We start from the raw sequence: 12401 nt of genomic DNA on the forward strand, positions 1-12401 counted from the left end.
TCAATATGTGAACAGTTTGTTGTAAACCAAAATAAGCAGTAAAAACCATTAATAATAAATATTACAACGGGGATCTGTATGAAACAGAATACTATTAAAATGAGTTGTATTGCCCTAGCAATTTCGTCTGCGTTAACCGCTTCGTTTGCCAATGCCGCAGATGCAGAAAATAGCAGCGCTGATAAGCCCGCAGTTTTAGAACGCATTGAAGTGACCGCACGTAAAACAGTTGAAAGTTTACAAAATGTGCCTGTTGCAGTGACGTCTGTTAGTGAAAAAGAGCTGTCAGAAAACGGCATCAGTGTGATGACTGAAGTGCAACAATTCTCTCCCAACACGACATTACAATCTAGCCGAGGCACTAACTCTACGCTAACCGCGTTTATTCGCGGCGTGGGTCAAGAAGATCCGCTATGGGGCTATGAGCCAGGTGTGGGGATATACATAGATGATGTCTACATTGCACGCCCACAAGGCGCGGTATTAGACATTCTTGATGTGCAACGCATTGAAGTGCTGCGCGGGCCACAAGGTACCTTATACGGCAAAAATACTATCGGTGGAGCGATTAAATACGTTACGAAGAAAATGACTGGTGACGGAGAGTTGAGCCTTAAAGGTACTGTCGGCACCTATGGTCAAAAGGATGTTAAAGTTGCAGGACAATTACCGCTTATCGATGACAAACTCTATGTTGGTTTTGCCTTTGCTAGCTTAAATCGCGATGGTTTTGGTGAATTTAAAACTTCTGCATTAGATGGCCAAGACACTGAAAACTATAATAAGGATGTTATGGCCGGTCGCTTAAGCATTGAATATACGCCTACCGATGACCTGTTTATGCGTTTTACTTATGACAAAACTCAAGATGAATCAAATTCAAAGGGGGGCTACCGCCTACTGCCTAGTTTATTAACCGACGCCCCAGTGCCAGACAGTAAATATGATTCTTATACCAGTATGCCTACTTGGAATAAGGTCGAAACAGAAGGGTGGGGAGCAACAATTGAGTATAACCTCAATGAAAATTGGAGTGTAAAGTCTGTCACAGCTAAACGTGAAGGTTACTCACCAACAAACATCGACTTTGATAACACCAGTTTACGTATTTTTGACGTGCCCGCCATTTATGAAGATGAACAATTTAGCCAAGAGTTTCAAGCAAACTATGTTGGTGACAATCTTACGTTAGTCTCTGGCCTTTACTATTTTAAAGGTGATTCCTGTGGGCTTTTCGATGCTATTTTAGAAGAAGCCTTTAAAGCATTCGGCGGCCTTACTCGTGAGATTAGTGGGTGTAATAATAGCGAAAGTTATGCCGCTTACGTGCAAGGTTCTTATGACTTTACTGAAAAATTATCGATGACATTAGGCGGTCGTTATACTCGAGAAACGAAAGACGCTACAGTTTATAACGGCGTTATATTTGACAGTATTTATCCTGAAACCGGTTGGTATCCTGGGTTTGTGCGTGATGAAGCGTTAATTGAAGCGCAAGTCCCTAAAGTGCTTGATGATGAAGAAACATGGTCTAAATTCAATCCTCGTGTGGGGTTAGAATATCAAGTTAACGACGACATGATGCTCTTTACCAGTTATTCACAGGGATTCAAATCGGGCACATTCAATCCTAGGGCGACCGGCGCTGAACCTGCTGTTGAACCTGAAACCGTCGACTCATATGAAGTGGGTATCAAGAGTGAGTGGAATGATAATCTTCGCGTCAATGCAACGCTATTTTATCTCAACCACAAAGACCGACAATTCGTCTCCGTGTTACCTGGTGAAGATAGTTCAGACCTAAATCAGCGTTTAGGTAACATAGGTAAGTCTACCGCCAGCGGACTGGAGCTTGAAGTTGAATATGCTGCAACAGATTCACTTAACTTGTTCGCCAATCTGGGCTTAATAGATGCTACGTTCGATGAAGTAATTTCTTATGATGAACTTGGCAACAAAATTGATATCAGTGACACTTACACTATTACTAATACGCCAGATACCACTGCAAACCTTGGTTTCAGCTATAATATTGAAGCTGATATTGGCAGCTTTATCATTAATGGTAATTACTATTACCGTGGTGATTATGACTTAGCGGTAGTGGATAACTTACTGAGTCAAGATGGATACGGGTTACTCAACTTTGGTGTCAATTGGTATAGTAATGACGGCCATTGGAATGCTGGATTGCATTGGAAAAACGTCACTGACGAGGAGTATTTAGTCGGTAACTACGCTTTTGTGACGCCGACAGGCAACGGAGATTTTACTCCAGGGCTTGGTGGGGATAATACTTTAATTGGCTATTATGGCGATCCAGAAACGATTTCGTTAACGGTTGGCTACCAGTTCTAAGCATTAATGAATCAATTGTCGATTAAAGGATAGCCGGCTCCCTATAGAACCGGTTATTCTTTTTTATAGAGAATGAAGTTTGCGCGATTTAAAAAATAATAAACAAAACCCGCGCAATTTTTTAGGAGCCGAGTATGTCTCAAATAAAAGTGGCAATTGCAGATGATCACCCGCTATTTCGTGCCGCCTTAACACAAGCGGTGCTTAAAAATTTCAATGATGCTGAAGTGTTAGAGGCGGAAAACTTCCAAGAGCTAATCAGCATAGTGGAACAGCATTCCGACATCGAAATTATCTTTATCGATTTGCACATGCCTGGAAACGATGGATTTACAGGATTAACCTTATTACAAAATCATTTTCCCGATATTGTCGTTATTATGGTGTCGTCTGACGATCAACCAGAAATCATTCGCAAAGCCATCAATTTTGGCGCCAGTGCTTTTATTCCCAAGTCTGCTAATTTAACCCAAATCTCGACCGCCATAGCCACAGTGCTTGAAGGAGATATTTGGTTACCTGAACACACTAATATCACTGCCGATCAGCATACAGCTGCTGAGCATCAACGCTTAGCGAAACAACTCGCCCAGTTAACTCCTCAGCAATACACTGTACTTGCTAATATTGCTAATGGTCGCTTAAACAAGCAAATAGCCTATGACTTAAACATTAAAGAAACCACGGTTAAAAAGCATGTCTCGGCTATTTTGCTAAAGCTTGAGGTGTACAACCGCACTCAAGCAGGACTGGTGTTCCAACAACTCATGATAACGTCCAGCGAAAACCAGCAGCTAAATGCTTAATATCATGCTGATATTGTCAAATACCAACATAAAAAAACGCCTCAATTTGAGGCGTTTTTTAGCTAAGCGGCATCTACAATGACAGGGTCTAATCAACCGACCCTAAACATGTCGTTAGCATTATGCTGTCGATACAATTTAATCAAATCTATGTCATCAATTCTAAGGCATAAGTTGTTTAATGATCCGTTTTAAGGCAATCGCCTTAAGCGGTTTGCGTACAAAACTAAATTGAGCGCTGCTAGTATGTTGTCTAACTGCTTCTGAAGGGTCTGCAGAGCAAATAACACAGGTGGTTTGCTTGTTAATGCTATCGGTATGCTGAGCTAATAAGTACTGCACCAAATCAACGCCATTTTTATCATCTTCTAAGTGATAATCTGCAATAATTAATTTTGGCTGTGGATTATCGGCCAGCTGCTGTATAGCACTGGGTTGATCTTTAGCGGTAATCACATGGCATCCCCAGCCACTGAGTAATGAAGAAATCGCTTTCAACATAAGGTCATCATTGTCGATAACCAGTACAGTCATATTTAGGTTGTCGCGACTGATCTCCTCTTCAGCAATGTCTAATAAATGCACCGGCTTTCTCTGCTGCGATACTCGCGGTATTTCAACGCTAAAGCAAGTCCCTTTTCCCACTTCTGAATGCAGTGATATTTTTACATTGAGTAATTTGGCGATACGGTCACATATCGCCAAACCTAGGCCTAATCCAGGGATTTCACGAGTCAGCTCTAAACGTTCAAACTCACAAAAAATGGCTTGGCGCTTATCAACAGGGATCCCCGGACCATTGTCCCAAACTTGTATTAACAAGGCGTTTTCAGTCCGCCGCACACCTAATAACACCTTAGGCACAAACTCGCTGTGCTTATGGGTATTTTTTGTTTTATGGTGTGGTTTAGCATCATTAGATATGACTTGATGATGCGTTTTGCCTGAAGGTGAATAATGAAATGCATTCGACAAAAAGTTCTGAATAATACGCCGTAATAGCCTTTGATCGCTGTGTACAAAGCAGGAAGAGACTTGATAGTTAAAATCTATACCTTGTTGCACCGATAATGCTTTAAATTCATTAACCAGTGTGGACAGTAAATCATCAATGGCAAATTGGCTTTTTTCGGTTTTTAACGAATTGCTGTCTAAGCGTGAAATCTCAACTAGATCCGATAGTAAACTTTCTACTACGTTTAGAGAATCTTCAATATTAGTTGCTAAATCATGCAGTTCAGTCGACTTAACTCTTTGTTTTAACATCTCAGTAAACAAGGTTAATGCGTTAAAAGGTTGCATTAAATCGTGGCTTGCTGCGGCTAAAAAGCGGGTTTTACTGCTATTGGCCGCTTCGGCTTCTGCTTTGGCTTTTTCCAGTTCCTTGGTGCGGCTTTCTACCCGTTTTTCTAATGTTTCATTCGCCAGCTGTAAGGCTTTTTCTGCTTCAATATGCGCGGTAATATCCGTGAAAGTACTGACAAATCCACCGCCAGGCATGGCTTGACCGCGAATTTCTAATACTTTTCCATCGAGCATAGTTCGCTGGAAATGATGCGTGCTACCCCCGCGCATATGCTCTAAGCGCTTTTCGATGAGTTCCTGGGCTTCGTTACCCACGATAATGCCTCTGTCGATGTTAAATCGAATCAGCTGTTCAACATGAAGCCCCGCTTTGACAAAGTGTTTAGGGTAATTAAGCAGTTCAATATAGCGTTGATTCCATGCAACTAAGCGCATATCAGCATCGACAACGCTAATGCCTTGCTCAATATTTTCAACGCCAGATTGCAGTAGTTCACGGTTAAACTCAAATATTTGGCTGGCTTCATCGACAATGCTCACCACATCTTCTAAGGGAACATGTTGGGTGCGAGATGCGGCGCTCATTACCATGCGTGTTGAGGCAGAACCGAGCACCCCAGACAGTTTCAAACGCGTGTAATCAACTAGCTGTTGCTGTTGATCTTTTCCAGCGAGTTTTTTGGATTCGGCGAGCAGGGCATCAGCTTCATCTTTATTAATAAACCGATTTAACAAACTGGCTAAATCATCTACAGACAAGTGACGCTCTGACTGAACGGGTTTTCGATTAACAAATAAATCGGCTTGCAGCACCTCGCCAATGCTTTGCTCTTTAACCAGTGAAATCATCACAAAGCAGCCGATGTTAGCCGCTAAACTGTAAAACACCCCGTGGCTGATGTTGTCTAAATCCGTTAAGCCAAACAATGCTGTCGGTGTTAACCAAGTGATACCAAATAAGCCAAGGTGAACCCATTGGGCATCAGGGAACGTAACCGGCAAGAGTAGGGTATAGAGCCAAACAATACTGCCCATAATTAACCCCACAAATGCGCCTTGAGTGGTTGCATTGCGCCAATACAAGGCGCCAACTGCGGCTGGTGCAAACTGCGATAACAATACAAACGATAGTAAGCCGATACTGGCTAAATGATTTTGCTGATTAATAAAACGTTCAAATGCAAAGGCTGATAGCAAGATGACCGCGATAGATATGCGTCTTAAATTTAATAACATTCCCGCCAGTTGTGGGGTTTTTTGCTGAGAATTAAACTTCGGCAGACGTAATAATAATGGCGTGAGGATTTCTGTCGAAATCATGGTGCTCAGCACAATAGCGGCCACAATAACCATTGCCGTTGCGGCGGCAAGTCCACCGATATACACCAATATGCCTAACCAAGCTTGCTGATAAAATAGCGGCAGTGTGAGTACATAGGTATCGGCGCCCACGCTACCACCGGGGAAGCTAAGCTGCCCAGCCAAGGCGATAGGTAATACAAAAATATTGATCAGTAACAGATATAGCGGCACCATCCAACGAGCGGATTTAAGCTCCTGGTGATGATTATTTTCTATCATCATCATGTGGAATTCTTGCGGCAATGCATAGATAGTAATCGCGCCTAAAATCACCTGAGAAATAACAAGGTAAGTAGAGTCTGCATGGGTGGTTTCAGTAATATTTTGGCTTTGGCTGAGTAGGTCGCTAAAGCCATCGAAAACATAAAACGTGGCAAATATACCGACAGCGGTAAGGGCAAACAATTTCACGATAGAGCTAAACGCGATCGCCAGAACTAAGCCTTGGTTATGTTTACTGGCCGATAATTGACGTGTGCCGAATAAAATACTGAAAATAATTAATACGATAGTGACCACAAATGCGGTACTAATGCCCGACTGGAATGTGCCTGTCAGTAAGTCGAAACTGGTACTGATAGCCCTTAACTGCAAGGCGATATAAGGAATCGTTCCTAGCAGTGACACTATGGCGACGCTGGCAGCAATTTTAGGTGAACGGTCAAAACGGCAAGCAATAAAGTCAGCAATTGAGGTCAGGTTTTGGCTTTTAATGATTTGCAAAGTGCGCATTAACATTGGCCAAGCAAGCACTAAACAAATGATCGAACCAATGTAAATGGGAGCAAGCCAAGCCCCTGTCGTTGCTGCTTGACCCACAGTGCCATAAAATGCCCATGAGGTGCAGCATACGCCTAAGGATAGGCTATAGACCCATGGCTTCTGGCTTAACTTTTTTATGGCGCGATTTTGTCCCCACTGCGCCACCACAAAAAGCATTGCAAGATAAGCAATCGAAATGGAACTGATCAACCAAGTGTCAATAGATAACCAAGCCTGCAAGTGATTCCCCAATCATTTTTTCTTATATGTTAGCGAAACTACACTAGACGTCCTGTTTGATAAAGATTTTTAATATCGCGGTGAACTAAGGTAGTACTTATTTATCCATACCCATCAGATAACATGATTAACCTACATTTGTGTCATTGAAGGTTTACATTACGCCTATGAAAATAACCCATAGATATTTGGTCGAAGGTCTGGTTTTTACGAGTTATGTTCTCTTTGCCATGGCATGGGTTGGCGGCACCGCGAGTATGGGCAGCATCATGGCATCGATGCACATAGATAGTTTAGCTTCAGCAAGTTTTATCAGTGGTGCCGTCACTTTGGCTAAAATTGTCGGCACCTTTAGCGCCGCTTATGTGGCAGTAAAGTTTGGTATAAAGTATGCCTTTTTACTCGCGGCGCTATTAATTGTCGTTGGTATAGTGACTCCTTTTGCGACCAATTATGAATTACTGCTGGTGAGCCGCTTTTTGATGGGCTTAGGCGGAGCCTTTATGATTGTGTACTTTAACCCCATTGTGATGCTGTGGTTTGCACCAGAAGATCGCCCAGTCATTAATGGTCTAAATGCGGTGGCATTTAACGTCGGCACGGCGATTATTTTATGGGGCATGACAGGTATTAACGCTATTACGGGCAGTTGGCAAAGCAGTTTAGTGTTATTTTCTGCCGCTAGCTTGGTATTAGCCATACTCTGGTTACTGGTTAAGTTTGATACTCCAGCAGCCACTGGTCATGCAGCTGGTGCAGAGCCCGCAATATACGGTTACCTTGAGGGATTAAAAGATCAATTTAATTGGGCTTATGCGTTTACTTATTCAGGATTGTTGTCGTTTTACATCTGCTTATTTACTTTTTATCCTCAAGCGGGAATAAGTCAAAGCAAATGGGTGATTGGTTTTGGGATTGTCGGCACGATTGCGGGGATGCTTTATAGTCGCAAAAATCCGTTACGCCTGCCGATTATTCGCTGGAGTGGCTTGATTATTGTTATCACCGTTTTGGGTTTATCCTTTAGTACTCAGCCTTGGTTACAGGTTTTATGTGCCATAGTCTTGGGCTTTTTTATCTTTTTCCCCGTGACAGCTTTAGTGTCTATTCCTCACGAACTGCCTATGATGACCGGCCAAAAAATCACCGTGGTGTTTAGCCTATTTTGGTCAATCAGTTATCTGGTTTCTACTATCGTGTTGTGGGTATTTGGTAAGCTGGTTGATTTAAGCGATGGCAGTTATTTTGGCTCATTTGTTATGATTACCATACTCAGCGGCACTGTGTTTGTGGGCAGTTATTTTCTACCAGAAACAGGCAAACCAAAGGAGTTAATCTAATGCGAGGAATCGTTTCCCCTAAGCTGACTGATTTTCTAGCCTTAGTTAACAGCAATATTGCCTTGGCTAAACAAAATAATGTCCAATTTACCCCAGCGATATTACGCGAAAATCTCAATAAACTTGGCGCACTAATGAGTGACTCTCCCTCAGTGAGCTATATTGCCGACAAGGCGTTTACGTTAACCGACCGAGCTATTCCAGTCAGAGTGTATAGCCCTGCACCAGAGCAGCCTTTGCCTGTGTTGGTGCACTTTCATGGTGGCGGTCATATGTGTGGCAGTGTGGCGCTGTACGATCCGATTTGCCGTCATCTAGCCAGTATTGTGCAGTGCGTGGTGATATCGGTTGAATACCGACTCGCGCCTGAATACCCATACCCTGCAGGGCTTGATGACTGTGAACATGCACTGATCCATTATGCCGAGTTACTCGATGATGTTAACCATCAAGACTCAGTCACCATTATTGGTGACAGTGCTGGTGGTGCTATTTGCACTAGCTTAAGCATGAAAAGTCTAACCGATAAACAGATTAAGATAGACCAACAAATTTTGATCTATCCCAGTGTCGATTACACATTAAGCAGCCCATCACTTGATAGTAATGGCACTGGCTTCTTACTCGAAACACCTCGTATAAAGTGGTATTTTGAGCAGTATTTACAACTGTCCGAATCATTGTCAAAGCAACAGATAGAGCAAGTTAAACAGGCTTCACCTTTGCTTGGTCCCATTAACGCTCACTTACCGAAAACACTGATTTTTACCGCAGGTTGCGATCCGCTTAGGGATGAGGGCATAGCATATGCTAATGCGTTAACTGCTGCGGGTGTAGAGGTTGAGCACCATGCGTTCGACGGCATGATCCATGCCTATATGTTGCTGCACGACTTAGTCAAAGAGGAATGTATGGCAACCTATCAACACATAGTTGCGTTTATGGCCAAGGCCTAATTGATCTCATATTAGTCTGGTTAACTGCACCATTATCTTGGCTAGCGGCTCAGTTGGCCAAGTCTTCTCTGCTAATAAAAACAACCCGCATTCACAGACAGTGAATGCGGGTTGACGTGATTATATAAGGCTAAGGCTAAACCAAATGCTAATAGTTAAAGCTAAGGTTAGTTAAGCTTATTGCGCCGTCCAGGCACCATCCATCGGCAGCGCTGATCCTGTAATGCCTCTTGCTACACCACCACAAAGAAATAAAACAAACTCGCCGATTTGTCTAGGAGCTAACATTTCTGGTAATGGCTGTTTTGAGGTTACCAGTTGGTATTTAGCCTCGTCATAACTCAAGCTTTTATCGCTTGCAATGCTGTCAATTTGTTTACCGATAAGCGGAGTATCAACCCAACCAGGGCAAATTGCATTAACGGTAATGCCTTGTTCGGCACATTCAATCGCGACCACTTTTGTTAAGCCCACAATCCCATGCTTTGCCGCGCAATAGGCCACTTTATTTGCTGAGGCGACTAAACCATGCACTGAGGCAATATTGATGATCCGGCCCCAGCCTTTTTCAGCCATAGCAGGGATAACTTGTTGAATAGTATGAAAAGTAGCAGACAAGTTAATCGCAATGATGTCATTCCACTTTTCTATCGGAAAATGAGCCACATCTTGTGTATGTTGAATGCCGGCGTTGTTCACTAAAATATCAATACTGCCTAGGGCATTAACCGCATTGTCGATAAACTCATGTATGCAGTTAGCCTCTCTTAAGTCAGCATTGCTAAAAAAGGTGTTGATTTGGTATTGTGCCCGAAACTCAGCAGCTAAAGTTTGCCCTTCATCATGATCCATAAGGCCATGCAATACGATATGGCAACCTTGCTCAGCCAGCACATGTGCAGTCGCCAGACCAATTCCGCTAGTTGAGCCAGTAATAAGCGCCACTTTGCCTTGTAGTCCTGTTTGTAACGTCGACATAATATCGGTTTCCTCAATTCAATAGCGGCAATGACAGCATATGTGATCGCCCATAGTGTAATGTTTCATAGCAAAGTGATGTCAACGACATGGTTTCACTACAATCCGAGTCAGTACTCTCAGAATAAAGCAAATACAGCACTATTTATTTGGCACCTTAGTACCATAGGGAAACGTCATTTGTTACAGATGGTGGGTTAATCGTGTTGATGACAGTTTGCTTATAGACAGGATAAGTTGTTGAATACTGGCCATAAGCAATAGGCTAACCGATTCCTTAATGAGTCCGCTAGCAACTCATTTACCAACTAATCTGTTGCCCTTGCCAATCCAAGTAACTGGCTTCACCGTCTGGCTCAATATTGGCCATGATGTGATACAACTGGCTGGCGACAAAACGGTGTAGAAAAAGTATTACCTTACGGTGAAATCAGCGCATTTGAAGTTAACGCTCGTGATGCAATGTTAGATACCCTTAAAGGTGATATCTAATTAGGCGTTGAATTTGTTAAGTAATTAACAATATCAATGATCTAAAAACGCGAAGCTAATGGCTTCGCGTTTTTTTATTTATCAGTTATAGCTCGATACATAAAATAAATTAATTGTTATTACGTAAAGTCTCTAACTCTGCTGTTATTGCTTTTATCTCTTTCCTTGATACACCTGGTCGTTTAGCCATTGACTCAAGTTTTTTCTCTCGAAGTTGTTGCAGTTGTTTAGTTTCTGCAGCACTAAGTTGTTGTTTATCTTCTAATGCAAAAATTTTCTCGTTTATACTGTCCATTTCAGCAAACCAGTTGTCCGTTGGCGACATGGCTTCTTCGTTGTGTTCATTACTTTTTATGGTATCGACCCATTTTTGGAGTTTCGCTTTCGATAGGCCAATATTAGTGGGGAACTCATTCATCAGACATTGATTCATTTTGTCATGTTCTTCATCTTGCATAAAAGCTTCTTCATTAAAGCAGGTTTTAAAGGAATCACGATACCCTTGTTCTAATGTTGAAATATCAAGACCCGATAATTCAGCTAGTGTGACGAAATCACCTCGTGCTTTCATCTGATTGATTGTCATATCAACCATTTGTTGTTGCATATCCATTGCTATAGCATTAAAGCCAATTCCAGCGAGTAGCATTGGTAAAATCACTTTTAATTTCATCTTATTCCCTTAATAACAACTTATGATTTTTAAAACGCCATTAACTTAGCAGATTTGAGTGCATTGACCAAATCAGCGAACAGGACATGTTATTGATATGCTTGTCGTAATAGTGAGGAGATTATCGAAATATGTATCATCAATAAGTCTTTTTATCGCTGTCCTTCGGTCGATAATTGAGATTGGGTTATGCATTAAACAGGTGATCTATCAGTAATCAGTCAACACTATCAAGTCCGCTAGCAACTCATTTACCAACTAATCTGTTGCCCTTGCCAATCCAAGTAACTGGCTTCACCATCTGGCTCAATATTGGCCATAATGTGATACAACTGGCTGGCGACAAACTCTGGGGTAAATAATTTACCTTGAGGTACATTGGCTTGAAAAGGTTTTGATAATGGTGTGTCAGTGGTGCCTGGATGAAACGCAATTAACTTAACTCGCTTAAGTCGTCTTGCATATTCTACGGCTGTGGTTTTAATCAGCATGTTTAACGCTGCTTTTGAAGCGCGATACCCATACCAACCACCCAAACGATTGTCAGAAATACTGCCGACCCGAGCACTCAATATACTGATCACACACTTATTGTCAGCGTCTACCTTATGACGGGCTTGCGATAATAGCGGCGTCAATGCACTCAGCCACAGCATGGGCACAATACTGTTGGCATAAAATAATTGCTCTAGGGCATTAGCATTAATATCTTCAATGCGTTTTTCTGGCATCAAGCTAGGTTGTTGAGCCTGAATTTGCACGTCAGCTGTTTGTGAATGCAAAATACCATTACACATCACAATGCGACTGATTTTGCCTGCGACCTTGCCGATACTGTTAACACAATCAATAATCGATGCTTGCTGGTAATTACAATAAAAATGCTGGTGGGTAATCTTGTTACTTAGATTGGCTAATGTCAGCTCGGATTGTCTGCTAACAGTAATAACATTTAAGGCTAAATCATCAGTTTGTTCTGCCATGTCAGCAAGCCCCTTCAAAGCAGCAGCAATGGCATGGTCGATAAAGGCTTGGGCGATAGCCGATGATGCCCCAATAACTACCAAGGTCTGTGTTGAAGTTGACTCACTCATAGCTTATCTCATACCTTATTTTTCATAAATGAAGC

General features: G+C 42.2%; 8 protein-coding genes and 1 pseudogene. 5 read left to right on the top strand and 4 right to left on the bottom strand.

Going from position 1 to position 12401, the window contains the following annotated elements; translation table 11 throughout:
- Window positions 1-78: 78 nt before the first annotated feature.
- Both H5114_RS07840 and H5114_RS07845 read left to right on the top strand, forming a co-directional pair.
- The gene (locus H5114_RS07840; RefSeq protein WP_182722624.1) at window positions 79-2358 is read left to right on the top strand and encodes a TonB-dependent receptor; all 2280 of its coding nucleotides are present in this window, start codon (window positions 79-81) and stop codon (window positions 2356-2358) included.
- Between the two features lie 134 nt (window positions 2359-2492).
- Window positions 2493-3164, top strand: a complete 672-nt coding sequence (locus H5114_RS07845) for a response regulator transcription factor (RefSeq protein ID WP_182697574.1) — start codon at window positions 2493-2495, stop codon at window positions 3162-3164.
- 162 nt (window positions 3165-3326) lie between these two features.
- Here H5114_RS07845 and H5114_RS07850 read toward each other — a convergent pair whose 3' ends face one another.
- Window positions 3327-6833 carry a sodium:solute symporter family transporter gene (locus H5114_RS07850; protein WP_182722625.1) on the bottom strand — a complete coding sequence of 1169 codons (3507 nt, stop codon included), beginning with the start codon at window positions 6831-6833 and terminating at the stop codon, window positions 3327-3329.
- Between the two features lie 167 nt (window positions 6834-7000).
- On the opposite strand from H5114_RS07850, the gene H5114_RS07855 reads away from it, so the two are divergent.
- Window positions 7001-8173, top strand: coding sequence for an MFS transporter (locus H5114_RS07855; protein WP_182722626.1), 1173 nt, complete (start codon window positions 7001-7003; stop codon window positions 8171-8173).
- Window positions 8173-9129, top strand: a complete 957-nt coding sequence (locus H5114_RS07860) for an alpha/beta hydrolase (RefSeq protein ID WP_182722627.1) — start codon at window positions 8173-8175, stop codon at window positions 9127-9129. The genes H5114_RS07855 and H5114_RS07860 overlap by 1 nt, the downstream gene beginning before the upstream one ends.
- Window positions 9130-9306: 177 nt before the next feature.
- Here the strand turns inward: H5114_RS07860 and H5114_RS07865 are convergent, their stop codons facing one another.
- Entirely contained in the window at window positions 9307-10107 is an 801-nt protein-coding gene (locus H5114_RS07865; RefSeq protein ID WP_182722628.1) for a 3-hydroxybutyrate dehydrogenase, read from the bottom strand.
- Between the two features lie 393 nt (window positions 10108-10500).
- On the opposite strand from H5114_RS07865, the pseudogene H5114_RS07870 reads away from it, so the two are divergent.
- A pseudogene (locus tag H5114_RS07870) lies at window positions 10501-10599 on the top strand (malate dehydrogenase); the annotation flags it as partial.
- Window positions 10600-10708: 109 nt separating this feature from the next.
- On the opposite strand, the gene H5114_RS07875 reads toward H5114_RS07870, so the two are convergent.
- Window positions 10709-11272 carry a hypothetical protein gene (locus H5114_RS07875; protein WP_182722629.1) on the bottom strand — a complete coding sequence of 188 codons (564 nt, stop codon included), beginning with the start codon at window positions 11270-11272 and terminating at the stop codon, window positions 10709-10711.
- 251 nt (window positions 11273-11523) lie between these two features.
- A complete protein-coding gene (locus H5114_RS07880) occupies window positions 11524-12366 on the bottom strand; it encodes an SDR family NAD(P)-dependent oxidoreductase (RefSeq protein WP_182722630.1) in 843 nt (280 codons plus the stop codon).
- Window positions 12367-12401 lie beyond the last annotated feature (35 nt).

This window comes from Shewanella sp. SR43-8, from assembly GCF_014163775.1.
GTDB classification, from domain to species: Bacteria; Pseudomonadota; Gammaproteobacteria; order Enterobacterales; family Shewanellaceae; genus Shewanella; species Shewanella vesiculosa.

Coding starts and splice junctions, on each gene's coding strand:
- H5114_RS07855 (WP_182722626.1), top strand. CDS start 7,001: ATGAAAATAACCCATAGATATTTGGTCGAAGGTCTGGTTTTTACGAGT.
- H5114_RS07860 (WP_182722627.1), top strand. CDS start 8,173: ATGCGAGGAATCGTTTCCCCTAAGCTGACTGATTTTCTAGCCTTAGTT.
- H5114_RS07845 (WP_182697574.1), top strand. CDS start 2,493: ATGTCTCAAATAAAAGTGGCAATTGCAGATGATCACCCGCTATTTCGT.
- H5114_RS07880 (WP_182722630.1), bottom strand. CDS start 12,366: ATGAGTGAGTCAACTTCAACACAGACCTTGGTAGTTATTGGGGCATCA.
- H5114_RS07865 (WP_182722628.1), bottom strand. CDS start 10,107: ATGTCGACGTTACAAACAGGACTACAAGGCAAAGTGGCGCTTATTACT.
- H5114_RS07875 (WP_182722629.1), bottom strand. CDS start 11,272: ATGAAATTAAAAGTGATTTTACCAATGCTACTCGCTGGAATTGGCTTT.
- H5114_RS07840 (WP_182722624.1), top strand. CDS start 79: ATGAAACAGAATACTATTAAAATGAGTTGTATTGCCCTAGCAATTTCG.